This window comes from Rhodococcus sp. A14 (assembly GCF_011603105.1).
In the GTDB taxonomy this organism is placed as follows: Bacteria; Actinomycetota; Actinomycetes; order Mycobacteriales; family Mycobacteriaceae; genus Rhodococcus_F; species Rhodococcus_F opacus.
In genome coordinates this window covers 82,901-105,883 of record NZ_JAAOQS010000003.1, presented here as the reverse complement: position 1 = coordinate 105,883, position 22,983 = coordinate 82,901, and the positions used below count along the sequence as shown (strand labels likewise).

20 protein-coding genes and 1 pseudogene are annotated in these 22,983 nt (G+C 63.6%); 6 read left to right on the top strand and 15 right to left on the bottom strand.

Going from position 1 to position 22,983, the window contains the following annotated elements:
• Positions 1-108: 108 nt before the first annotated feature.
• The 4 genes and pseudogenes from G9373_RS02815 to G9373_RS02800 all read left to right on the top strand — a co-directional run.
• Complete coding sequence (locus G9373_RS02815) at positions 109-1,254, top strand: zinc-binding dehydrogenase (protein WP_005565058.1); 1,146 nt, start codon at positions 109-111, stop codon at positions 1,252-1,254.
• A 186-nt stretch (positions 1,255-1,440) separates the two neighbouring features.
• The gene (locus tag G9373_RS02810) at positions 1,441-2,982 is read left to right on the top strand and encodes a long-chain fatty acid--CoA ligase (protein WP_167113797.1); all 1,542 of its coding nucleotides are present in this window, start codon (positions 1,441-1,443) and stop codon (positions 2,980-2,982) included.
• A gap of 986 nt (positions 2,983-3,968) precedes the next feature.
• Positions 3,969-4,916, top strand: coding sequence for a 3-hydroxyacyl-CoA dehydrogenase (locus G9373_RS02805; protein WP_167113795.1), 948 nt, complete (start codon positions 3,969-3,971; stop codon positions 4,914-4,916).
• A 296-nt stretch (positions 4,917-5,212) separates the two neighbouring features.
• Positions 5,213-5,728: pseudogene (locus G9373_RS02800) on the top strand (acyl-CoA dehydrogenase family protein); the annotation flags it as partial.
• Positions 5,729-6,459: 731 nt separating this feature from the next.
• Here the strand turns inward: G9373_RS02800 and fdhA are convergent.
• From fdhA to G9373_RS02765, 7 genes are all read right to left on the bottom strand, one after another.
• Positions 6,460-7,683 (bottom strand): formaldehyde dehydrogenase, glutathione-independent, encoded by a 1,224-nt coding sequence (fdhA, locus tag G9373_RS02795; RefSeq protein WP_167113792.1) that lies wholly within the window; start codon positions 7,681-7,683, stop codon positions 6,460-6,462.
• A gap of 135 nt (positions 7,684-7,818) precedes the next feature.
• Positions 7,819-8,235: a zinc-binding dehydrogenase gene (locus G9373_RS02790; RefSeq protein ID WP_081276639.1), complete on the bottom strand. Its 417-nt coding sequence runs from the start codon at positions 8,233-8,235 to the stop codon at positions 7,819-7,821.
• Positions 8,236-8,407: 172 nt separating this feature from the next.
• Positions 8,408-8,821, bottom strand: a complete 414-nt coding sequence (locus G9373_RS02785) for a hypothetical protein (RefSeq protein WP_167113789.1) — start codon at positions 8,819-8,821, stop codon at positions 8,408-8,410.
• Positions 8,822-8,882: 61 nt separating this feature from the next.
• Positions 8,883-9,863: a PDR/VanB family oxidoreductase gene (locus G9373_RS02780; protein ID WP_167113852.1), complete on the bottom strand. Its 981-nt coding sequence runs from the start codon at positions 9,861-9,863 to the stop codon at positions 8,883-8,885.
• Between the two features lie 36 nt (positions 9,864-9,899).
• Positions 9,900-11,171, bottom strand: a complete 1,272-nt coding sequence (locus G9373_RS02775; RefSeq protein WP_005254733.1) for a cytochrome P450 — start codon at positions 11,169-11,171, stop codon at positions 9,900-9,902.
• Positions 11,172-11,183: 12 nt separating this feature from the next.
• Entirely contained in the window at positions 11,184-12,350 is a 1,167-nt protein-coding gene (locus G9373_RS02770) for a serine hydrolase domain-containing protein (RefSeq protein WP_167113786.1), read from the bottom strand.
• Positions 12,351-12,383: 33 nt separating this feature from the next.
• Positions 12,384-13,193 (bottom strand): SDR family NAD(P)-dependent oxidoreductase, encoded by an 810-nt coding sequence (locus tag G9373_RS02765; protein ID WP_005254735.1) that lies wholly within the window; start codon positions 13,191-13,193, stop codon positions 12,384-12,386.
• Between the two features lie 152 nt (positions 13,194-13,345).
• Between G9373_RS02765 and G9373_RS02760 the strand changes: the two genes are divergently transcribed.
• Entirely contained in the window at positions 13,346-14,029 is a 684-nt protein-coding gene (locus G9373_RS02760) for a TetR/AcrR family transcriptional regulator (protein WP_005254736.1), read from the top strand.
• On the opposite strand, the gene G9373_RS02755 is transcribed toward G9373_RS02760, so the two are convergent.
• The 3 genes from G9373_RS02755 to G9373_RS02745 are packed head-to-tail and all read right to left on the bottom strand — an operon-like array spanning position 14,019 to position 16,589.
• Positions 14,019-14,495: an HtaA domain-containing protein gene (locus tag G9373_RS02755; RefSeq protein WP_167113783.1), complete on the bottom strand. Its 477-nt coding sequence runs from the start codon at positions 14,493-14,495 to the stop codon at positions 14,019-14,021. The two genes, G9373_RS02760 and G9373_RS02755, sit on opposite strands and share 11 nt — an antisense overlap.
• Positions 14,492-15,466 carry a PDR/VanB family oxidoreductase gene (locus tag G9373_RS02750; protein WP_167113781.1) on the bottom strand — a complete coding sequence of 325 codons (975 nt, stop codon included), beginning with the start codon at positions 15,464-15,466 and terminating at the stop codon, positions 14,492-14,494. Before G9373_RS02750 ends, G9373_RS02755 begins: the two co-directional genes overlap by 4 nt.
• Before the next feature lies 1 nt (position 15,467).
• Complete coding sequence (locus G9373_RS02745) at positions 15,468-16,589, bottom strand: aromatic ring-hydroxylating dioxygenase subunit alpha (protein ID WP_167113779.1); 1,122 nt, start codon at positions 16,587-16,589, stop codon at positions 15,468-15,470.
• 126 nt (positions 16,590-16,715) lie between these two features.
• Between G9373_RS02745 and G9373_RS02740 the strand changes: the two genes are divergently transcribed.
• Complete coding sequence (locus G9373_RS02740; RefSeq protein ID WP_167113777.1) at positions 16,716-17,366, top strand: PadR family transcriptional regulator; 651 nt, start codon at positions 16,716-16,718, stop codon at positions 17,364-17,366.
• A 171-nt stretch (positions 17,367-17,537) separates the two neighbouring features.
• Here G9373_RS02740 and G9373_RS02735 read toward each other — a convergent pair whose 3' ends face one another.
• The 5 genes from G9373_RS02735 to G9373_RS02715 all read right to left on the bottom strand — a co-directional run bounded on the left by G9373_RS02735 (position 17,538) and on the right by G9373_RS02715 (position 22,895).
• On the bottom strand, positions 17,538-18,749 hold the full coding sequence (locus G9373_RS02735; protein WP_167113775.1) for a cytochrome P450: 1,212 nt from the start codon (positions 18,747-18,749) through the stop codon (positions 17,538-17,540).
• A 150-nt stretch (positions 18,750-18,899) separates the two neighbouring features.
• Entirely contained in the window at positions 18,900-19,373 is a 474-nt protein-coding gene (locus G9373_RS02730; RefSeq protein WP_005565030.1) for a MaoC family dehydratase, read from the bottom strand.
• Between the two features lie 31 nt (positions 19,374-19,404).
• The gene (gene couO / locus G9373_RS02725) at positions 19,405-20,295 is read right to left on the bottom strand and encodes a 4-hydroxyphenyl-beta-ketoacyl-CoA hydrolase (RefSeq protein WP_120660845.1); all 891 of its coding nucleotides are present in this window, start codon (positions 20,293-20,295) and stop codon (positions 19,405-19,407) included.
• Positions 20,292-21,203 carry a 4-hydroxyphenyl-beta-hydroxyacyl-CoA dehydrogenase gene (gene couN / locus G9373_RS02720; RefSeq protein WP_120660846.1) on the bottom strand — a complete coding sequence of 304 codons (912 nt, stop codon included), beginning with the start codon at positions 21,201-21,203 and terminating at the stop codon, positions 20,292-20,294. The genes couO and couN overlap by 4 nt, the downstream gene beginning before the upstream one ends.
• Positions 21,204-21,332: 129 nt before the next feature.
• A complete protein-coding gene (locus G9373_RS02715; protein ID WP_005260641.1) occupies positions 21,333-22,895 on the bottom strand; it encodes an AMP-binding protein in 1,563 nt (520 codons plus the stop codon).
• Positions 22,896-22,983: the final 88 nt, after the last annotated feature.

The following is a 22,983-nucleotide window of genomic DNA, read 5'->3' as shown; positions in this document are numbered from 1 at the left end:
CATGAGTCCGTATCGCAACGTTCTGACCGAATACGAATGCGACGACCACATGATCCTGTGCGTCTCTCGCGCTCAGGACTCAATTTCCATCGATAGGAGAAGGACGCGATGAAGGCCGTTGTCTGTACGGAGGGCGAACTCAGCGTTCGTGAGGTGAAGACACCCGAACCAGGTCCGGGCCAGGTCCTGATCAAAGTACTGCGGACCGGGATCTGCGGATCGGATCTGCATGCCAAAAAGGACGCCACCGAGGTGAACGCGTTGTTGCTCGAATCGGGCTACGCGACCGCGATCCTTCCGAACCAAGAGGTCATTCTCGGCCATGAGCTCCTAGGCGAGGTGGTGTCATACGGCCCGAAGACCCGCGGCCGTTGGGCCGCAGGGACGACGGTGACAGCGTTGCCCGTCCTGCAGACGGAGGTAGGAATGCATATGACGGGCTTCGACAGCCATGCAGCAGGCGGTTACGCCGAATACACCCTTGTAGAGGAAGCGCTGACATTCCCCGTTCCTGACGGCGTCTCCCACGACAAGGCCGCGTTCACCGAGCCCCTCACCGTCGCACGGCACGCAGTACGTCGATCGAGAATAGGCAAGAAGCGCCCCGCTGTCGTCATCGGATGCGGGCCCATCGGCCTGGCAGTGATCCTGATGCTCAAGGCCGCGGGGGTCACAAAGGTCATCGCCTCCGATCTCTCGCCCGGCCGTCGGAAGCTCGCCAGCCAGTGCGGTGCCGATGTGGTCGTCGACCCCAAGGTTCAATCGCCCTGGGACACCCTCACACTCAAGAGCCCGGTCAACTCGACACCGGAACTCCTCGCGTTCGCACTCGAGATGACCAAAGCCGTGCGTAGGATCCCGATGCTCTCGATAGAGAAGATCTTCTTCGGCGCCGATCGACTCGGGCAAACCCCGAGCGGCCCCGTCGTATTCGAATGTGCCGGCGTCCCCGGAATCATCGATCACGTTATCGCCAACGCGCCGCTTCGTACACTGGTGACAGTGGTGGGAATGTGCACCGAGGTCGACAGGTTCCGACCAGCTGTTGCCCTCAGCAAAGAGATCGACCTGCGCTTCGTCTTCGGCTACGACCCCGCAGAGTTCAGCCAAACGCTGGGCATGATCGCCTCCGGCAAGGTCGACCCGTCACCCCTGCACACTGCGACCGTCGGCCTCGACGGCGTCGCACAGGCGTTCAACGACCTCAGTGATCCCGAGCGCCACGCGAAGATCCTCATCGATCCGTTCCAGTGAGAGTGCAACACCCAGTGTTGTGATCGCGCACACATCTCGATGCCATCTCAGCTCCCATCACGGTGCCGCCGGATCTGATTGCGTGTCCGGCCAAGGTTTGCCCGTCTGTATCACGCTGAACTCAACCGACTTCGCGTGAAGGCTTCACCGCGGAGCAGTACAACTATTGACGACCTCAGGAGAATCATGTTGAACCTGTCTGTCCTCCTTGAGGATTCAGCGCGTAGATATCCATCCAAGGATGCGCTGGTCCTGGGCAACACCAAGCTGACGTACGCACAGGTTGACGGAGCGGCGAATCAGGTTGCGAACCTGCTGGTGGAACGGGGGGTCCAACCAGGCGACAAGGTGGCGCTGAGCAGCCCCAACCTCCCCTGGTTCCCCATCGTCTACTACGGCGTCCTCAAGGCTGGGTGTGTTGTTGTTCCGCTGAACATCTTGCTCAAGAGACGAGAGGTGGCCTATCACCTGACCGATGCCGACGCCGTGGCCTTCTTCTGTTTCGAGGGCACCGAAGAACTCCCAATCGGAATGGTGGGATACGCCGGCTTCCAGGAGTCGACCACCGCGAACTTCTTCCTCATTACCGCAGACCCAGCCGCGTCAAGCCCAATCGACGGCGTCGAGACGCTCGGACAGGCCCTCTCCGGGCGGTCGGATGTATTCGAGTCTGTCCCCACCGAGGCCACCGACACCGCCACCATCCTCTACACCAGCGGCACTACAGGCCAACCCAAGGGTGCGGAGCTGTCTCACGCCAATACGCTCTTGAACGCCCTCACCTGCAATCGACTCTTCGATAATAAGACCACGGATACGCACATCGTGGCACTCCCACTCTTCCACACTTTCGGTGCGACGGTACAGATGCATGCCGGCTTCTCGACGGGCGCCACGCTGCACCTGATCCCACGTTTTGATGCTAGTCAGGTCATCGATCTCTTCCAGAGAGAAGACATCACGTTCTTCGCCGGTGTTCCGACGATGTGGTGGGGATTGCTCGAATCGCTCACCGACGATGTCGACGTCGAGCGGATCGCCCGTAACCTACGGATCGGTCTCTCAGGGGGCGCGAGTCTTCCTGCCGACATCATCTCCCGGGTGCAAGACAAGTTCGGCGTGCAGATTCTGGAAGGCTACGGACTCTCCGAGACATCACCGCTGGCAACCTTCAATGACCCCGACCGCGGTTCGCGCCCCGGTTCCATCGGTCTCCCGGTCTGGGGTGTAGAGGTCAAGCTCATCGACGACGAGTGGAATGAGATTGCCGCAATCGGCGAAGTCGGCGAGATTGCAGTCAAAGGCCACAACATCATGAAGGGCTACTACGGGCGCCCTGCAGCCACGGCGGAGGCCATCCGCGGCGGTTGGTTCCGTACCGGGGACCTTGCCCGAAAGGACGACGACGGCTTCTATTTCATCGTCGACCGATCCAAGGACATGATCATCCGCGGCGGCTTCAACGTCTATTCAAGGGAGGTCGAGGAAGTCCTGATGACTCACCCAGGTATCAGCCTCGCCACGGTCATCGGGGTTCCGCACGAACGTCATGGCGAGGAAATCAAGGCGTTTGTCATCCCCAACGCCGGAGCCACACTAACCGGTGATGAGCTTATCGATTGGAGCAGAGAACAGATGGCGGCATACAAGTATCCCCGGATCATCGACATCGTCGACTCATTGCCCACGACCGCCACCGGGAAGATCCTCAAACGCGAACTCACCTGACCGTACGCCGCTCAAGTTGGCGTTCTGCAGAACTTCCCGAGGGGATCCGTGAAGGCCTGGCATGGAGGCGCCCGCAAATCATCGGCACAATCTCCACCTGGTTCGAGTCCACGCAGGACACGCACACGAATGTCCGTGCTGGTGCTCATCTCGGTGAAAACTAGCAACGGACATCGCGTCGTTTTCAGATTTTCGCGCGACGATCGGCCCCACGTAAGGAAACTCGGCATCCGCACATTGTCCGACGCATGAAAGTTTGTATTCCCAATGCTGGCTTCGGTTCGCTGCAAACAGTCGGGATTGAGGATGATTCGCTGAGGTTGTGCCTACCCGCCCCGCTTGATCGAACCCTTGGCTCATTCACCAACTATCCAAGCCTCAGCGCTTCCCAAACGGCCGGAAAAGCACATGACCACCTACCGACGTTCGTACTCACCGAGAACTGATCCCACACAACTAGCACAGGTGCTATTCGACGAACTCTCACATCGCTATCACGAAGAGAGACAACGCAGGATCGCAAACGACAATCCGCAAATGCACGTACACAATCACCCAGGTGACGCCGGATCACTACTCAATCTCGCTTTGAACTGGGCACCGTACGGAGGCGTCCCCGAGGAAGAAGTATTCGAAAGATACGGAACCACATTGGCTCGCTTCGTAGACCAACTATGGGTAATCGTGCGCCACCTCCACTGCGATCGTATGACTGTAGCGAAACTATCCGCGGTGTACCCCAAGCGCCGGACCTCGCTTGAGACCGGGCGCGGCGTTGTCACTCCATAACAATCAGCGCAAAACATTTGGCGTCATGGTACAAGCGAACTTTCGGAAACCAATCGTATCCTGTGTCAACGGTCACATCGATGGTTTCCTGATTCGACCCGACGGTCAACTCGGTGTTCGATCTCACGGATGCTGTCAATTGATGAACTTCCTCCCGCGCGCGTTTGCGCCATATTCGTCGACGAAAGAAGGAACCTATGTCTCATGTAGATAACGTGACAGTGCTCGGATCGGGTGTGTTGGGTGGGCAGATCGCCTGGCAAAGTGCCTTTAAGGGTAAATCCGTCACCGCCTACGACATTTCAGACGATGCCATCGAGCGCAGTAAAGCAGCTCATGAGCGTTACGCTGCAATCTACATAGCGGACGTCGGCGCCAACGAAGAAGATATCGCCGCGACGCGAGATCGACTGACCTACACAACAGATCTTGCAGCTGCCGTCGGGCAGGCGGACCTTGTGATCGAGGCTGTACCGGAGATCCCGGACGTGAAGACCAAATTGTACAAGGAGATGGCGGAAATCCTACCTTCACATACATTAGTCGTAACGAACTCCTCGACTTTCCTTCCTCGCGACTTCGCTGCGGACACCGGTCGCCCCGAGAAGTACTGTGCATTGCACTTTGCGAACATGATCTGGAGGATGAACCTCGGAGAGATCATGGCCCACGCAGGTACTGCCCGAAAAACAGTGACCGAGGTGACCGAATTCGCGATCGAGATCGGGATGGTGCCCATCCCGGTACGTAGAGAACAGAACGGTTACCTCGTCAACACGTGGACCGTTCCCCTGCTCAACGCAGCCCAGACATTGGTCACCAACGACATCGGAGATCCTGAGGACATCGATCGTACATTCATGTTTCTCGGCGCCGCGATGGGTCCGCTCGGCATGATCGATATAATCGGCATGAAGACCACGTACGACGTTCTTGCTCACTGGGGCAAGGAGAGTGGCGATACGCAGATGAGTGCCAACGCTGATTACATCAAGGAAAACTTCCTCGACAAGAATTTGCTTGGTATGCAAACCGGGGAAGGCTACTACCAGTACCCGAATCCCGCGTACGCTCGCCCGGATTTCCTTAATGTTCCAGACATTTCCGCTGTCCCGAACCTCGTTTCCGCAATTCTCCCAGAATAGCGCCACGAACTGCCCACTCTGTTGACATCTTGGCGTGCAGAGATGCCGTGAGATTTGGTCCAGGTCAAGATGTCAACCAATGCAGGGCTTTTACACGAAGGTGATCGACAGACTCTCCGGCGGTTTTCGATCAGCCTTACCCGATATGCTCGGGCTAATTCGGACTATTCTGCAGTGCATACGGTGGAGAGCAAGCCTGGAATCGCAACGCAATTGGCCAACAAGCTGTTGGCCAATTCCCCAAGCCGGCGGGAGATTCCACTCCGCTCACCGAGACCGCCGCTGTCTCAACCGCCGGCTTCAAAGCGGTCGAGGCGGAGCTCAACACTGCTCGGGTGCAAACTGCGGCCCGCGCAGTGGGACTCGCTCGCGGTGCGGTCGAAGATTGCATTGTCTACTTGCAAGAACGGGAGCAGTTCGGGCGGCCGATTGGTGACTTTCAGTACCTGCGCTTCACCCTGGCCGAAATGGCCGCAAAGGTCGAGCAGGCTCGCGCCTTCTACCAGCGTGTGGCCCACAAGATAGATGCCGGCCAGCCGTGCGTGCGTGAAGCTGCGATGGTGAAACTACTGGCCACCGAGATGGCAGTGGAGGTGACAAATCTGGGCAGTCAGCTGCACGGTGGCAACGGCTACACCACCGAACGACGAGTCGAACGGTATTGGCGCGATGCGCGACTGACTACGATCTTCGAAGGCACCAGCGAGATCCAGCGCAAGATCATCGCAGACCGGCTACTACCGAAAAGCTCGCTGAGCCGATCGGACCCCGGACGCGCTGGGCGGTGCCACCGCCCAGCGCGATCGTGTTGACCCATGGCCCGAGTGGAGCGTTCGACGCCGACTCTGCATCCGGACGCTTGGCCACCAGCGTCCCGGGACCGTCCAGTGAAAGGTGAACTGCGTGCCGACGACGTGGTGATGTGTGCTGTTGCGTTCGGCGGCAGCCGGGCATCCACTCGAACCGGTCGCAGATGGTGAGCTGTGCTGCAGCGGATCTACTGCTGATCGGCGGTCTCGTGGTGATCGGATCATCCGACCTGCGGTTTGTCGGTTGACGGCTCGTTGCAGATCCGCGAGCGCCGTGCTGACTCGTAGCGGTGCTCCGGCCGGGGCCTCCGCGGAGCGCCGTCGCTGCTCCGGCGCGCCCTGCTGGCGTTGTTGTCATTGATCGATATGGTGCGGCTCCGCAGTGGCGTGCCGGACGCCTCTATGAAAAGCCGCCGCTGGGGGCGGCTACCGGAGAACCCGGACCTACCTGTAGCGGACGGAGCGGACGTTTTCACTGACGCAGGTGTGTTTACTCAGCGGTGCCCTTGTACGCCCGCCCGGTGAGGATGAAGCCCCGCCGTCCCCTCCGGTGTGTGGCCGGGGAGACGGCGGGGTTTCTGCGCCGGTGAGATATCGAAAACAGGCCATACCGGCCGGGGTGGAGGAGGCAGGTCACCGGCGGCGACCCGATCCCCGCCGCCCGGGGGATGGGTAGCGACAGTCGGGAGTGGGGGACGGACTGCCGGTGTGCGTGCAAACGGAGAAGCGCCGGGTTAGACGGCGATCATCCCGTGAGGATCGATGACGAACTTCTGGGCCACCCCGCTGTCGAAGGCGCTGTAGCCGCGCGGTGCATCATCGAGCGTGATGACGGTCGCATTGACGGCTTTGGCGATCTGTACCCGGTCCGCGAGGATCGCGTTCATCAGCTCTCGGTGGTAGCTCATGACCGGGCACTGTCCGGTGGCGAACGACAGCGACTTGGCCCAGCCGGTTCCCAAGCTCAACGAGAGCGCTCCGGCCTTGGCAGCATCGTCGGCGGCGCCCGGGTCCCCGGTGACGTACAGTCCGGGGATGCCGACGCCGCCACCGGCGGTGGTCAGCTCCATCAACGAGTTGAGCACTGCGGCGGGCTGTTCGTGCCCGGCGTCGCCGCCGTGACCGCGCGCTTCGAAACCGACGGCATCAATTGCTGCGTCGACCTCGGGGACGCCGAGCAGCTGCTCGATCTGGTCCTGCGGGGCGCCCCCGGAGACGTCGATGGTCTCGCAACCGAACGAGCGAGCCTGGGCAAGGCGTTCGGTATTCAGGTCGCCGACGATCACGACCGCGGCGCCGAGGAGCTGCGCACCGACCGCGGCGGCGAGTCCGACCGGGCCGGCGCCGGCGACGTAGACGGTCGATCCTGCGCGCGCGCCGGCCGTGAGAGCGCCGTGATAGCCGGTGGGGAAGATGTCCGAGAGCATGGTCAGGTCGCGGATCTTTTCCAACGCCTGGTCCTTGTCGGGAAACTTCAGCAGGTTGAAGTCGGCGTAGGGTGCCATCACGTATTCGGCCTGGCCGCCCACCCAGCCGCCCATGTCGACGTACCCGAATGCTGATCCGGGCCGGTCGGGGTTGACGTTGAGGCAGATGCCGGTCTTGCGTTCCTTGCAGTTGCGGCACCGTCCGCAGGCGATGTTGAACGGTACCGAGCACAAGTCGCCGACCTTGATGAATTCGACGTCGCGGCCGACTTCGACGACTTCGCCGGTGATCTCGTGCCCGAGGACCAGTCCTTCAGGGGCGGTGGTGCGGCCCCGGACCATGTGCTGATCGCTTCCGCAGATGTTGGTGGAGACCACCTTGAGTATGACTCCGTGCTCGCACTTGCGTCCGACGTTGGCCGGGTTGACGCCGGGACCGTCCCGCAGTTCGAGTTTCGGGAACTCGATCTCGCGCACTTCGACCTTGCCGGGGCCGACATAGGTCACCGCGCGGTTTGCACTCGCTGTCATCATTGTCCTTCTGCGTGTGGGGTTTCGAGGCCGAATAGCGGCCAGCGGGGGACGGGGAACCGGATCGTGATAGCTGCCGGTCCGCCCAGACGGGCATGGGGCTGCGACCCAGCCGACTATCCTGGGATTGTCGAATTAAACCTGTGCCAGCAATTTTCCTCGGTTCTTCCCGTTGAGTAGCAGAGCCAACGCGTCGGGAACATTCTCGAAGCCATCGACGACATGTGTGCGCGCAATCAACTGTCCGCGTTGTGTAAGGTCGTCGAGCAGGTTGTCGACGACGTGGTTGCGTGGACCGAAGTCCGCAACAAATCCTTGTAGGCGTGCGCTGCGGAAAATGAGCAACGGTAAATTCTGTACACCGTAGAGATTGGACGGTTCGCTAATGTTGTACTGAGAAATCGCTCCGCACAGAACAATGCGACACCCTACTGCCATGTTCGTCAGGACGGCATCGATTTCTTCCCCACCCACATTGTCGAAGAACAGGTCGACACCGCCCGGGAAGTGCCGGTGGACGGCCTCGCGAATGTTTTCTTGCTTGTAGTCGATCGCACCGTCGAGTTCAACTCGTCCAGAAGGAACTCACACTTGTCCGGTCCACCGGCAATGCCAACCACGCGGCAGCCCTGCGCCTTCGCGATTCGGGCGGCCAACGAGCCCGTGGCCCCGGCGGCCCCGGACACCAACACCGCATCGGTCGGCTTCACTTCACCGATGAGAGTCATGCCACCGGCCGCTGCGCGCCCGACGTGCGAGAAGATCGCCAGTTGTTGCTCAAACGATATTTCCGTAGCAGGTTTCGCGGGACGCACGAGCAGGGGATCGACGACGTCGAATCGTCGCCACCCCAGATTCCCGTCACGACGTCACCGACGGTGTGGGCAGGTGCGCGGGATTCGATGACGACACCGATGGAAACACCGATCATCGGATCTCCGATGCCGAACGGTATCGCCTGCAATTGAGGATCGAGTTTGAGCCAGTTGAGGTTCGTCGGGTCGAGGGACATCAGCAGCGTTTGGACCACGATCTTGCCGTCTGGAGCTGAGGGAATCGGGTCTTCTATCAGGCGGAAACAGCTGGGATCGTAGGTGCCGGTCGACGCCCGGTCCACAATCCAACTCTGATTCTTCACGGCAAGTCCTCCGGTATTGCTTGTGTGTGTCAGGTGCAGAGCAGTTGCTCCGCGGTGGGCGTTACAGGTCGAGGACGATCCGTTTCGAGCAGGCCCGGGAGACGCAGATGAATATCGTCTCGTTGGCGTCTTTTTCCTCCTGGGTGAGCAGCGAATCCCGATGATCGGCTTCACCTTCGAGGATCGGTGTCTCACAGCTGCCGCAGGTTCCCTCCCGGCACGAGGAGACCACGAGCGCGCCGGCCTCCTCGACGACGTCGAGGATCGACCGGTCGGCCGGGACCGACACCGTGACTCCGCTCAGGGCCAGTTCGACCTCGAATTCGGTGTCGACGCTCCCCGGGTCGGCGGCCTTGGCGCGGAAGCGCTCCATGTTCACCGCGCCCGCGGGCCACGAGGTGCAATAGGAGTCGATGGCATCGAGCAGCGGACCCGGCCCGCAGGTGAAGACCCGGCGGCCCGGCCGGTGCTCCCCGAGGATCGTCGGCAGATCCAGATGCCCCACCTCATCCTGGGGACAGATCGTGACCCGTCCGGGATAGCGGTTCTCGAGGTTCTCGACGTATGCCATCGAGGACCGGGTGCGCCCACCGTAGACAAGCCGGAACGGAATGCCCTGCGCCTCGGCGGTGGCGATCATCGGAAGCAGCGGTGTGATGCCGATGCCCCCGGCGATGAACAAGTACTCCTGCGCGTCGACCAACTCGAAGTTGTTGCGCGGACCCTGGGTATCGAGCGTGGCCCCGACGGTGAGGAGGTCGTGGACCGCGAGGGAGCCTCCGCGGCTGTTGGGTTCACGCAGGACTGCGACCCGGTATGCCGAGCGGTCACCGGGGTCGCCGCACAGCGAATACTGACGCACCAGGTTCGGTCCGAGGACCAGGTCCAGGTGTGCACCGGGTGTCCACTGGGGTAGCGGCCACCCGGCAGGGTGGGCCAGAGTCAGTTCCACGACAGCATCGGCGACCACGGTCCGTGCCGCGACCGTCAACGTCATGCGGTTCTCCGTCGACGTCGGCAGGGACGTGTCGGTGTCGATCACAGGTGTCGTTTGCATGGGGAGGTCCTTGTCGGCGAGTTATGCGGTGGTGCTGTCGGCCGGGTCCCAGGTCGCGACGAGGCTACGCCGGATCGGAAGCATGACCAGCGGGAGGAAGTCCTGTGCGAAGTCGGGAGCGATGCGCAGGCTGGGCAGTCGTTCGAACAGGACACGGACCCCGGCGGTGCCCTGCGTCCGGCCGAGCGGCTGTCCCAGACAGGTGTGTCGGCCCTTGGTGAACGCATAGTGATCGGTGGGCTCGTCGCGGTGGATGTTCCACTTCTTCGGTTCCGGGTAATGCTGGGGGTCGTTGCTGGCGCTGGCCAGTGCCACCCACACCATGTCCCCGGCGGGGATGGTGACCCCCGACAGCTCGACGTCACGGGTGGCCTGCCGGGAGGCGAACGGGGCGGACGGGCGCCGCCGGAGGGTTTCCTCGAACACCCGCGGCCACAGGCTCGGATCGGCTTGGGCCTGGTCGAGTTGGTCTTCGTTTCGGGAGAGGAAGATGACAGCATTGGCCATGCCCTGGGCAGTGGTGTCGGTCCCGGCGGCCGAGAATTCGCACAGATGAAGCGCGACACGCTCGTCCGACAGGGTTGGTTCGCCGTCGCGGTTGCGTGCCGAGGCCATCACCGAGATGAGATCGGAGGCGGTACTGTCGCGGCGTTCGCGCACCAGTTCGCGGAGCGCGAGTTGCGCGTTGGTGTACCGCGTCCACACCTCGGTGCGGCGCGGCTCCTCCATCGGCTCTCGACCGCTGGCCAGGACCGCGAAGTGGTCGTCGCGTAGTTGGCGCATCATCGGCTCGAACGAGTCCGGCAGATCCATCAGCGCCATCAGCGTCTGGGTGGTGAGCTCGAGGCAGTAGTCCTCCATCAGCTCGGCGGTGCCGCGGTCGGCGAGCCGATCGATGATGCGGTGGGCGCGGGCTTCGATCTCCGGCTCGAGGGCGTCGATGACCGGCTTGAGGAAGCCGCGTTGCGCGACCCGACGCATTTCGGTGTGGATCGGCGGGTCCATGCTGATGGAGATGTGCGCCATCAGCTCGGAGGTGACGATAGAGGTGAATTGCTCGGGCACGGGAAGGTTTCCGCCGTTACCCCTGCAGGAGAACGTCTTCCAGTCCATCAGGACTGTGTCGACGTCGTCGCGGCGAGTAACGACCCAGGTGCCGAGCTGCTCGTGCCAGAACACGGGCCGCTCGGTGCGGATCTGGTCGTACATCGAGGCCGGGTCGAGCAGGGCGCTCTCGCTCAGCGGATTGAATTCTGGTGGTGCAGCGGGGCGCTGCCCGTAGGTGCTGGTCATGTCGGGGTCCGTTCAGAGGGCGGTGGCCGCGGCCATGGTGGACAGACGTTGGAAGCGGGCGAGGTTGTCGCCTTCCTCCATCACTCCGGCGGTCAGGCACACGACGGTCAGGTCCTTGTCGGGGTCGACCCAGAACAGGGTGGAGCCGGCGCCGTAGTTGCCGTGGGTGCGTGGGCTGGTGGATGCGCCGAAGAACGTCGGGTACACCCCTTCGCCGCGCAGCGCGAAGCCGAGACCGAAGTTGCCGGGGGGCACGTCCCACCCGCGGGCGTGGCACAGCATGGCATACAGGTCGTTCGGTGCTGTGCCGGTCTGCAGGGTGGTGGCGAGATCGAGGATGCTCGGCGAGAGAATGCGGACGCCGTCGAGTTCGCCGCCGCGGCGGATCATTTCCGCGAAGCGCAGGATGTCGCTGGTGGTCGAGACCGCGCCGACCCACGGCATTTCCGCGCCCTCGACGACGATCTCCTGCATGACCTCGATGTCCGACGACTTGAGCCATCCCCCGGGAGGGAAGTGGGCCTTGATGGGCACCATCCGATCGGCCCAGGCCTTGGGGGCGCCGAGTGCGGTGTCGGTCATCTTCAGGGGGGCGAAGAGTTCGGTGGTGAGCAGTTCCCCGAAACTGCCGTATCCGGTGACGCGGCGCACCATCTCGCCGAGCAGCGCGTGGTTGAGGGTGGGGGAGTAGTTGAAGGTCCCCCCCGGTTCGCCGACGACGTCGAGTTGACTGATCGCGTCGATGACGGCGTCGAGGTTGCCGATTTCGGAGTACGGCAGGGGGGTGGGTGTGGCGACGAGACCGGCGCGGTGCGTGAGCAGGTGACCGACGTTGACGCGGTCCTTCTTCGCGGCACGGAACGGGTCGCGGCCGACGAACTCGGGGATCACGTCGACGACCCGGGTGGTCAGATCCAGCTGACCGCGGTCGATGGCCTGCAGGACCAGAATGTTGGTGAACGCCTTGGTCATCGAGAAAATCCAGAAGACGTCGTCGACGGTCGCGGTGCGTCCGGTGGCGCGGTCGGCGTATCCGATGGCCTCGTGCATGCCGATCTCGCCGTGGCGGGCGATGGCGATGACCGCGCCGTCGTAGTGTCCGGCGTCGATGTCCTCGCCGACCGTGGTGCGGATGCGGCGCAGGGCGTCCTGGTCGAAGGTGGTCGTGGGTGTGCTCATGGTTGCTCTCTTCGTCTGTGCGTCCGGGCGGAATTACATGTAGAGGCCGCCGGACGGCGACAGGGTCTGTCCGGTGTAGTACTTGCTGTCGTCGGAGGCGAGGAACAGCATGGTGGCGGCGAGGTCTTCGGGCTTGGCCAGGCTCGAGATCGGCTGCACGCTGGCGATGGAATCGACGATCTCGTCGGGCTGGGCGCGCAGCAACGGGGTGTCCACCGCGCCCGGTGCGACGGCGTTGACACGGATGTCGTGGGGCGCGAGCTCCCCGGCCGCGGCACGGGTCATGCCGAGGACACCGGCCTTGGAGGCCGGGTAGTACAGCGGCATCGGCGTTCCCACGAGCGCGGACACACTGGAGATGTTGACGATCGACCCGCCGCCGGATCGTTTCATCAGCGGGGCAGCCTCACGGATGGTGTAGAAGGGGCCCTTGAGGTTGACGGCGAGGACGCGATCGAAGTGCTCGTCGGTGACACCGGACAGGAAGTCCGGGTGCAGGATCTCGCCGCGTTTGCGTGCCTCGAAGACCTGCACGTTGACATCGACCAGGCGCTGGTTCTCTTCGCGGGTCGGTGCGTTGATGCCGGCGGCGTTGATCAGCACATGGAGTGCGCCGTAGCGGTTTTCGACGTGCGCGAATGCCTCCTTGACGGCGGTGCTGTCGGCGACGTCGAGGGCGATGCCTTCACCCTTGTCGATTCCGGACAGTACCTCTTTGACGTTGGCTTCGGAGATATCGGCGCCGATGACGGTCGCACCGTGCTCGGCGAACAACCGGGCGGTGGCGGCGCCGATTCCGGACCCGGCGCCGGTGACGAATGCGACTTTTCCAGCAAGCTTCATGGAGAGACTCCTCGAGAGGGGGCGAGCGCAATGGCGGCTCGTAAGTGGTGCAAGACACACCATACCAAAAACTAGATCCATGTCTAGTTTTTTTCTGGATTATTGTCTAGTTCCGTTGGGTGTGCTGATCGCGGCACCGATACGCTTGAATCATGAGCACGACGGAAACCGCATCCCCGACCGACTCGTCCGCACCGCGCGTGGGCAGGAAGAAGCGAGCCACCCGCGCCCGCATCGTCGAGTGCGCGATTCCGCTGTTCTCCGAATACGGCTACGACAAGATCACCATGGAGTCGATCGCCAAGGCCGCCGGCATCAGCCGCGCCAACCTCTATCTGCACTTCAAGGCCAAAGCGGAGCTGGTCGACGCCATGCTCGAACAACTCAGCCCGGAGGTCGTGGACAGCTACCGAACGCTCGATTCCCTCGACCCGGCCGATACCGACAGCCTGCGGCGGTGGGTCGAAGACAGCTCACAGTTGTGGGTGGACAGGCGCCGGCAACTCGAAACCCTCGAGCATGCCTTGTCCGTCGAACCGGTCGTCTCACAGCGGTGGTACCAGACGCTGTCGGAAGCGGCGGACGCGATGACGACCTTCCTCGGCCGCTACCCGGACGGCCCGGAACGGCAACGGGCACGATTGACGCTGGTCACGACGATGCTCGGCTTCGAGCGCACCCTGTACTTCGTGCTCGTCCGCTCCGCCCCGGCCGACCACTCGGATGTGATCGACGTCTTGACGGCGCAATGGCACGCCGCTCTCGCCGGCGCGACCACCCCGGGGCGACGCACCCGGGGTGACGCGCACGGCGGCGAACGCGGGCCTACTCGATGACGAGCGTGTCGAGTTCGGTGCCCGGTGGGTAGTGATCGTCGAAGATCACCGCACCGGCGCCGGTCAGGGTCGCGGCGTACCGGCGTTCGGTGAGCCCGTGCTCTGCTTCCCGAAGATGCAGCTCGGCCAGGGGGATGCGTCGAGATCGATCCGGCCAGCCGGTCGGATCTACCACCGACAGGATCGGCCCGGACTCGGTCATCTCGACCCACGGCTCTGCAATCAGGATGTCGAGCATCCCACCGTGCCCACCGAGCCGAACGTCTCCGCCGAACCGCACCACCTGCGGCGCGTCGGGTGATGGAACCGGCGGGAAGGTGAAGTAGCTCGTCTCGCCCAGATGCGCGCCCTCGGACATCGCATGTCGACCGTCGGGCAGAGTGGCGATATAGCGGATGAAGCTGCGCTTGATTCCCCAGGTCAGTCCGACCCGGGGAAGCGCGCACGGTCCGACGCCGGCGGTCATGGCACCTCGAGGGTCAAGGTCGCGCCGCGCCCGCCTTCGCCGCACACTACGCGGGACACGCAGGCGCACAGCTTCTTCGAGTTGGCCTTCTGCTCTTCGCTGAAGAACACGTCCCGGTGGTCGACGGTGCCCTCGACGTCGACGATATCGACCTGGCACAGACCGCACTCGCCCTTGCGGCAGTCGAACATCATGTCCGCGCCGGCTCGCTCGAGGGCGTCGAGCAGTGAGTCCCCGGACCGGACGGTGGTCTCGATGCCCAGTCGCGGGATGTTCACGACGAACTCCTCGGCCTGGAACCACCCGCTGTTCCCGAAGGTTTCGTACCGCAGGTTCGGCAGCGGCAGATCCCGCTCGATCCAGGTGCGGCGCACGGCATCCATCAGCCGGATCGGCCCGCACATGTACAACTCCGTCACCTCGTCGACGCCGGCCACGAGCTCCTGGACATCGAGTCCGGTGCCCTCGTCGTCGATGTGCACCTCCAGACGATCACCGTGCACGGCGAGCAGTTCCGGCAGAAACGCCATCGCGGTCCGACTGCGCGCGACGTAGACGAAACGGTAGTCGGCCCCGACCCGCCGCAGCACCGCCGCCATCGCCGCCATCGCGGTGATTCCAATGCCCCCGGCGAGCAGCACATACCGCGGTGCACCGACCCGCAGCGGGAAGTTCTGCAGCGGGGCGGTGAGCTCGATCGGGTCACCGGCCTGCAGGGTGTGCATGTACCGGGACCCACCACGGGAGGTGGGGGACAGGTGGACCCCGAGGGTCACGCTGTGGCCGTCGGCGGCGCCGGAGACGATCGAGTACGAGCGGACGGCGCCGCTGCCGATGCGGACATCGACGTGCGCTCCGGGCGCTGAACGATGGGATTGTTCGGTGACGATCACGATCTTGGCGATGCCATCGGCGGCCGGCTCGACAGAAATAACCTGACCCTGCTGCCAGGTGATCTTGTTGTCGGTCATGTCAGTTCACCGTTTCGGCAGTGAGAGCGTCGATGTTTGCGGTGTGCAGGCGCTCGCTCTCGATCATGCGCTGAATGATGCGGCGGACCCACATCCCGCCCGCGTCGATGTTGAGGTTGTAGAACTCGTGATCCGGGTTGGCCTCGATAGCGGCCTGCTGGGCGGTGAGCATGGCCTCGTCCTCGCCGAAGACTCCGTGCACCCCGTCGCGCAGCTGAGTGGTGATCAGTTGGCTTTCGAGGCGGTAGTTGCGTTGAAAGGCCCAGAAGTACAGCGCAGTCTTCTCGTCGACCGGGGTGATCGTGTTCATGACGAACCCGTTGACACCCTGGCTGCGATCACCCTCGGGGGCACCGGTACCCGCCTTGGCCACGCCGACGTCGATGCGGATCGTGCCCGGTGCCTGGAATTCGATGATCTGCCAGCGATCGACCGTGCCCTCGAAGCCGGGGAACTTGTCGCGCATATTCTTCAGCCAGAACGGCGGTGCGTCGATGTTATGCATCCAACGGGTCACCGTGACCGTGCGCTCGCCGTGGGTCACCACGAAGTCGGACTCGCTGAGTTCCTCCTGCCCGATGGAGGAGGAGTGGACGAACTCTTCGTGGGTGAGGTCCATCAGGTTGTCGAGCACCAACTGGTAGTTGGCCTGAACGTCGATGGTGCGGCCGTCACCGGCCCACTCGGGCGAATCCATCTGGAACATGTCCGGGATGGTGGCGGGATCGGCGAGCGTCGGATCTCCCGGCCACACCCACAGGAACCGATGACGCTGTTCGACGGGGTAGGACGCCACCATCGCCGAGGGGTTGATCGTCTCCTGCGCCGGCATCTTGGTGCACCGGCCCGCAGAGTTGAACCGCAGGCCGTGGTAGGGGCACTGCACCTCGTCCGCACCGATACGGGTACCGAGTGACAGCGGGGCAAGCCGATGCCAGCAGGCGTCGGCGAGGGCGACCGGGCGGCCATCGGTGGTGCGGTAGAGCGTCATCGGCTTGTCGGCAATTCTGCGGGCAAGCAGCTTCGCGGAGGTCACTTCGTAGTCCCACGCCGCGACGTACCACGCGTTGAGAGGGAAGGCCATGTTCTTGGCGGTCGCGCCGCCCGGGCCGAGATCGGTCATGCGATGTCCTTGGGGATCGTCACCAGTAGAAACCGCAATAACTATGCAGATAGCTATTGGGTGATGTGACGCACACACTATCTATCGATATAGTGATTGGCAAGACAGCCCGGCCGACGAGGAGACATGAGCCTTCGCTATGCACTGCTGGCCCTGCTCACGGCGGGCCCGCTCACCGGATACGATGCCGCCAAACGGTTCGGCGGCTCCGTCGGGCACGTCTGGCACGCCCCCGATTCGCAGATCTATCCCGAACTGCGCCGCATGCAGAAGGACGGACTGATCGACGGCGAGCAGGTCAGGTGGGGGCCGCGGAGCACCAAAACGCAATACAGCATCACCGACGACGGCATCGCCGCCTTCCGAAAGTGGATGAACACCCCGCTCGACCACGCCCCCGAACGCGATGCCCACCACATGCAGGCCGCCTACTTCGAATGGGCGGACCCCGAGCGTGCACGGGAGATCCTGCACAGGCACATCGAGTACTACACCACTCAAGTCGAGTTGCTCACCGCCGTCCGGGACGGAATCAAGGCTGGCACGGATCCAGCAATCGTTCGGCGACTCGATCACTACCCTCAACACGAACACGCCCGGATCATCGCGTACAAGGCCTACACCTACGACGGCATGATCGCCCGTAGCCGGTCCGAGATCGACTGGGCAAACAAAGGTCTCGTCCTCCTCGATGAGCTGTCACACGCCGAGTCGTCACACCGGGACCACGGCGATGACGGCACGGCCACCGAACACCCGGTCACTGTGCACTCGTAATCCACCACCTGTTTTGCCCGACAACTCCCTACCGAAACACCGGCACCGGCGACCCTTCGTACCGGCGCCCTGCGCGATGTGACCCGCACGAAATGCCGAATGTCGAAACCCGCCGAGCACGGCTCTCCGGTGTTCACCGCGGCGGTTCCGGCGAACCACCGGAGAGACCGGCTAGCGGGCGATCAACCGAAGTGGAATCGCGGCCCATCCCTTGAGCGTGTTGTTCAGTCTCGGCGTCGGTGGGTCCACGAGCTCGATCCGCTTCACCTTTCGGGCGAGCGCACCGAGAACGATCTCCGCCTCGAGGCGGGCGATGGGCTGGCCGACACATTGATGCACGCCCATGCCGAAGGCGACGTGTCCACCGCCGGACCGGGTGATTCGATACTCGTCCGCCGACTCGCCCCATTTGCGCGGGTCCCGGTTGGCGGAGCCGAGGAACAGGAGCACCTTCGCATCGGCAGGGATGTCGTAACCTCCGACCGTCTTCGACCGCGACGAGGTACGGAAGAATGTTTGGACCGGTGACTCGCACCGCAACGCTTCATCGAACGCGAACTTCGCCAGATTCGGTTCACGGTGCAGCAGTTCCCATTCCGCAGGGTTTTTTGCCAGTGCATACATCGTGTTCGCGATGCCGTACACGGTCGTGTCGACACCCGCACTGAGCAGAGAGCGAACCAACAGCGGAGCCTGTTCCTGGCTTACCTCCCCGCGGTCCGCGGCCGCCCAGATGTCGGCGCCGAAACCGGAATCGGTGAGGGCCTCGCGCTGACAGCTGGACCATATCCATTCCTGCACCGCCGCCGCGGACTCCATCGCCGATTCGAGGAGCGCGTTGTGGGGTCCGAAGGCGTTGAACGCCAACGCGCCGTATGGGAGCAGGTTGTGCCGTCCGTCGGCCGGAAGCCCGACGGCATCGGGAAACACCTTGAGGGGATAGACCTCGGCGAGGTCGGTCACCGCGTCGATCGTCTCGCGCTCGATCAACGCGTCGACGAGTGCGTCAGCCTCGGCCTGAAACTGTGTCCTCAGCCCACGAACGGTGCGCGGGGAAATGACACTTCCCATCACCGTCCTGACGGCAGTGTGATCCGGAGGGTCGGACTCGAGCAGAAGGGAAGGCGGCCGCCACGGCTTTTCCTTCTGAAAGTCCGTGAGCCCGGCCCCTCGGCTGGAGACGAAAGTCTCCCAGTCCACCAGGGAGGCGTGGACGTGTTCGTGCCGCCCCATGGCGTAGACCTCGTATCGAGGAAGGAATACGACAGGCCCGGCATCACGCAACCGTTGGTGAAAGTCGTACGGGTCGGTCAGGATGGCCGTACCGAAGGGATCGTCGTCGAGGACGGGCAACTCGGTGGCGGTCGTGGATTCGGTAGACATGGAGGGCCTCTCCTGATAGCGCAGTGTCACTGCTGTCGGATTCGATCGCGAGTCCCCACCTCGCACAGTGCGTGGGTTCGAGGTGGAATCTCGACCCGCTGCCCGCCGAATCTGCGCTGTGAGCGCAGATTCGGCGGGTGGCTGTCGGCGTCAGTTGTAGTAGCGCAGAACCGCTTCGGCGATGCAGACCGGCTTGTCGCCGCCCTCGCGCTCGATCGTGATCGAGGCGACGATCTGGACGCCGCCCTTGATCTCCTCGGCATTCGCGACCGTCGCGCTCAGGCGGACGCGCGATCCGACCGGGACGGGAGCGGGGAAACGAGTCTTGTTCAGCCCGTAGTTCACGCCCATGCCGAGGTTTTCGACCTTCAGGACATCGTCGAACAGCGGAGCTATCAGCGACAACGTCAGGTAACCGTGGGCAATGGTGCCGCCGAAGGGACCGGTCTTCGCGCGTTCGACGTCGACGTGAATCCACTGTTCATCACCGGTCGCCTTGGCGAACTGGTCGACATCGGGCTGTGTGATGTCACGCCATCTGCTGGTCCCCAGCGACTTTCCCACGTAGGTCAAAAGGTCGGCAGCGGCGGCGACGGTGGTGGACGCCGTTGTGCTGGCGGTCATGTCAATCTCCAAAGGTTGGTGTGGTGGTCGATCAGGCTTTGATGCCTAATGCGGTCAGGGCGTTGTCCTTGAGGATCAGGGGGCGCACCTCGGGTTTGATGTCGAGGACCGCGAAGTCGGTCATCCAGCGGTCGACCTGGATGACGGGGAAGTCGGAGCCGAACAGCACCTTGCCGCGGAGCTTGCTGTTGGCGGCCTTGACCAGCTGCGGCGGGAAGTACTTCGGCGACCACCCGGACAGGTCGATGAAGACGTTGGCCTTGTGGGTGGCGATGGAGATCTGCGAGTCGACCCACGGCACCGACGGGTGGGCCATGATCACGGTGAGGTCGGGGAAGTCGGCGGCGACGTCGTCGAGCAGCATCGGGTCGGAGTAGCGCAGTTTGATGCCGTGGCCGCCGGGCAGCCCGGCGCCGATCCCGGTCTGACCGGTGTGGAACAGGGCGGGGACCCCGGCCTCGGTGATGGCCTCGTAGAGCGGGTAGAACTGCCGGTCGTTCGGTTCGAAGCCCTGCATGCTGGGGTGGAACTTGAACCCCTTCACACCGTATTGGTCGACGAGCCGGTGCACGCGCCGCACGGCGGCCTTGCCCTGCCAGGGGTCGACGGATCCGAACGGGATCAGGACGTCGTTGTGGCGGGCCGCGCCCTCGGCGATCTCCTCGACCGAGTTGGCGGCGTGGCCGGTGGCGGCGCCGGCGTCGACGGTGAACACGACGGCGGCCATGTTCCTGGCCCGGTAGTGCGCGGCGACATCGTCCACGGTCGGGTTCTGGTCCTCGGGCGATTTGAAGTATTTCGCGGTCGCTGCGAGGAGCACCTCGTCCATCGCGTGATGACCACAGCCGTCCAACTGGACATGAGTGTGGAAATCGAGGGCCTCGATCGTCGTGAAGTCGATGCCGTACTCGTAGCGGCTCACTGCGCCACCAGTTCGTCGGGGAACTTTTCGCCGACCGACTCGGTCGATTCCGCGAATGTCTGCTGCCAATCGGACGCGATATCGTCGGCCGACCATCCGCCGTCGTGGAAGGCAGTGGTCGTCAGCTGCGGATGTGAGAACAGTGCGAGGCGGTCGCCGCCGACGGCGAAGGCCTGCCCGGTGATGTCCGCGGCGGCGTCGGACGCGAGGAACGAGATGATGCCTGCGGCGTCTTCGGGGGTGCCCATCCCGACCTCGCGGCGGATGATGTCGGGGAGCGGCTCGCCGTTCTTCATGCCCTCGATGTAGGGGGCGAGGAACGGGACGGTCTCCGTCATCGCCGTCGCGGCGACGGGGCAGACGGCGTTGGCGGTGATGCCCGCGCGCTGCAGTTCCATCGCCCAGGTGCGGACCATGCCGACGATGCCGGACTTGGCGCCCGAGTAGTTGGTCTGCCCGAAGTTGCCGCGCTGGCCGGCGGGGGACCCGATGCAGATGATGCGACCACCGTCGCCCTGCTCGCGGAACTTCAGGACGGCTTCGCGGACGCAGGTGAACGTGCCGCGCAGATGCACATTGATCACGGCGTCGAAGTCGTCGTCGGTCATCTTCCACAGCACCTTGTCGCGAAGGATGCCGGCATTGGTGACCATGACGTCGAGGCGTCCGAATGCGTCGACCGCGCCGGCGACCAGCTTCTGGGCGGTTTCGGTGCTGCCGACCGGGGCGACGACGGCGACGGCCCGGCCGCCCGCGGCGGTGATCTCGGCGACGGCGGCGTCGGCGGTGGCCTGGTTGACGTCGTTGATCACGACCGCGGCGCCGTGCCGCACCAGGTCCTTGGCGTAGGCGAGCCCGAGGCCCTGTCCGCTGCCGGTGACGACGGCGACCTTGTTCGTCAGGTCCATAGCTGTAATCTCCCGATCTCGTTGAGGTGGTGGGGTGGCAGGTGACTGGCGGCGGCCGGATCGAGTGGGCCGACCAGCTTCCGCCATGTCGGAAAGTGGACAGAAAAGTGAATGTGCAGGGGCGAGGCGCTACCGGAGACCGCTCGTGGATCCCGCGGCGTCCTTCAACACTCGGCGCAGGATCTTGCCTGCGGGTGATTTGGGTATGGCGTCCACGAAGGTGACTGCTCGAATCTTCTTGTACGGCGCCACTTGGCTGGCTACCCACGTCATCAACTCGTCGCCGCCGATGGGCTCGGTCGTTACGACGAACGCTCTCGGGGCTTCACCGCCGGTCGAATGGGGCATAGCGACGACGGCCGCATCCCGTACGTGCGGATGGGTGAGAAGCAGTGCCTCGAGTTCGGCTGGTGCGACCTGGTAACCCTTGTACTTGATCAGTTCCTTCAGACGGTCGACGATCGCGAAGTTCTCGCCGTGGGCGACGGCGATATCCCCGGTGCGGAGCCATCCATCGACAATCGTGGCGTCGGTGGGGTCCTGATTGCCGAGGTACCCACGCATGATCTGTGGCCCCCGAACCCACAGTTCGCCTGGGTTTCCCGGCGGAACATCGTCTTCGGTTGCCGGATCGACGATGCGGGCCTCGGTAGCCGGCATGAGGCGCCCGACGAATCCCGCCGGGGTGTCGGCGAAATCCTCGTCATAGACCATGTGGGTTCCCGGGCTCGCTTCGGTCATCCCGTAGCCCTGCCGGATCACCACACCGGTGCGGTCCTGAGCCCGGGCCACCGCCTCTTCATCGAGGGGAGCCGCACCGGAGAGGGCGATGGTCATCGAAGACAGGTCGTACTCGGCGACGTCCGAAGAATGCGCAAGTGCCAGCACGACCGGTGGCGCGAAATGCCCCCGCGTCACTCGGTAGTCCTGGACGGTGCGCAGGTAGGTACGAAGGTCGAAGCGGGGGAGCGTGATCACGGTCGCGCCGGCAAGGAGAGCGGAGTTGAGGATGATCGTGAAGCCGTAGATATGGAAGAACGGCAGGGCTGCGCAGAGCACATCCGATTCGGTCAGACGCCAGCCTGCGCGGAGTTGCTGGAGGTTCGCGACGATGTTGCGGTGGCTCAGCATCACACCTTTGCTGGCGCCGGTGGTGCCACTGGAGTAGGGAAGAACGGCCAGCGCGTCTGGTTCGATGCGGGGCAGTGGTGCTGGCGCCGTGGCACAAAGCGTGTGAAAGGACGTGAAGCCTTCCCGCTCGCCGAGCACAAGATGCGTCTTTAAGCGTGAGTGGTCCCCCGCCAACGCGACCTTCGCCGCGATATCGGTCGATGCGATGGTTGCCTTGGCGTTCGAGTCGCCGAGCTGCTTCGCCATCTCGGCGGCGGTCCACGCCGGATTCAGCGGTGTCAGGATCGCCCCGGCCCGCAAGATCGCCAGTACGGCAACGGCATACATCGGCTGGTTGTGGCTGGCGAGTGCCACCACGTCGCCCGTCCCGATCCCGCGGGCACGCAGCCCCGCGGCCGCCCGTGCGGACAGTGCATCGAGCTCGCCATACGTCAGTCGTTCCCCGGTTTCGCCGTCGATCAGAGCCGGCTTGCCGTCCCGGCTTGCGGCGCCGGCGAGAACGTGCTCGGGCATGGTCACAGCGGGGATGTCGATCGATGCGATGCGGGAACGATAAATCACGATGCACTCCTGTGCGTGATCCCAGACGAGAGGACCGGGACTGTGAGCTGCGGCGCCTGAGCAATGGCGCATGTCACCAAAAAGCTAC

Coding starts and splice junctions, on each gene's coding strand:
- G9373_RS02815 (WP_005565058.1), top strand. CDS start 109: ATGAAGGCCGTTGTCTGTACGGAGGGCGAACTCAGCGTTCGTGAGGTG.
- G9373_RS02810 (WP_167113797.1), top strand. CDS start 1,441: ATGTTGAACCTGTCTGTCCTCCTTGAGGATTCAGCGCGTAGATATCCA.
- G9373_RS02805 (WP_167113795.1), top strand. CDS start 3,969: ATGTCTCATGTAGATAACGTGACAGTGCTCGGATCGGGTGTGTTGGGT.
- fdhA (WP_167113792.1), bottom strand. CDS start 7,683: ATGACAGCGAGTGCAAACCGCGCGGTGACCTATGTCGGCCCCGGCAAG.
- G9373_RS02775 (WP_005254733.1), bottom strand. CDS start 11,171: ATGACCAGCACCTACGGGCAGCGCCCCGCTGCACCACCAGAATTCAAT.
- G9373_RS02770 (WP_167113786.1), bottom strand. CDS start 12,350: ATGAGCACACCCACGACCACCTTCGACCAGGACGCCCTGCGCCGCATC.
- G9373_RS02765 (WP_005254735.1), bottom strand. CDS start 13,193: ATGAAGCTTGCTGGAAAAGTCGCATTCGTCACCGGCGCCGGGTCCGGA.
- G9373_RS02760 (WP_005254736.1), top strand. CDS start 13,346: ATGAGCACGACGGAAACCGCATCCCCGACCGACTCGTCCGCACCGCGC.
- G9373_RS02755 (WP_167113783.1), bottom strand. CDS start 14,495: ATGACCGCCGGCGTCGGACCGTGCGCGCTTCCCCGGGTCGGACTGACC.
- G9373_RS02750 (WP_167113781.1), bottom strand. CDS start 15,466: ATGACCGACAACAAGATCACCTGGCAGCAGGGTCAGGTTATTTCTGTC.
- G9373_RS02745 (WP_167113779.1), bottom strand. CDS start 16,589: ATGACCGATCTCGGCCCGGGCGGCGCGACCGCCAAGAACATGGCCTTC.
- G9373_RS02740 (WP_167113777.1), top strand. CDS start 16,716: ATGAGCCTTCGCTATGCACTGCTGGCCCTGCTCACGGCGGGCCCGCTC.
- G9373_RS02735 (WP_167113775.1), bottom strand. CDS start 18,749: ATGTCTACCGAATCCACGACCGCCACCGAGTTGCCCGTCCTCGACGAC.
- G9373_RS02730 (WP_005565030.1), bottom strand. CDS start 19,373: ATGACCGCCAGCACAACGGCGTCCACCACCGTCGCCGCCGCTGCCGAC.
- couN (WP_120660846.1), bottom strand. CDS start 21,203: ATGGACCTGACGAACAAGGTCGCCGTCGTCACCGGCAGCGGACAGGGC.